The following is a 409-nucleotide window of genomic DNA, read 5'->3' as shown; positions in this document are numbered from 1 at the left end:
CGTCGCGGAAGGCGTGCAGGAATGCGACCAGGGTGTCGGTGTCGCGGGCGGCGGCGAACCGGGCCCGGCCGACGGGCGCCGGGTCGGGCGGGGTGAGCGTCCCCAGGCGGTACAGCCGCTGCCGTTCCACTTCGCGGACGAGGGAGCCGGTCCGCGTCGTCCACGCGTCCGCGAACACGTCGGCGTCCCGGTCGCGGGCGTTCACCGACTTGACCGGGTGGCCGGCCGCGACCAGGGTGTCCGCGAGCGATTCGGCTGCGGATTCCGGGAGTTCGGCGATCAGCAGCGGAAAGGGCGGTGTGTGCACGAACGCGCCCGTGGCCCGGGCGTGTTCGTCGGTGTGCCAGCCGAACAGCGGCGTCCCGTAGCCGAATGCGGCGAGGCCGCGCGAGCGCAGGGCCTCCAGCAC

General features: G+C 74.6%; 1 protein-coding gene. It reads right to left on the bottom strand.

Going from position 1 to position 409, the window contains the following annotated elements:
• Nucleotides 1-409 (bottom strand): hypothetical protein (locus AC1DSF_RS31040; RefSeq protein WP_478184151.1); only part of this gene is annotated, 409 nt, incomplete at both ends.

It is taken from the genome of Variovorax sp. 01N429, from assembly GCF_056399425.1.
Note: the sequence above shows the minus strand (reverse complement) of the source record. Positions and strands in the feature narration are given on the sequence as shown.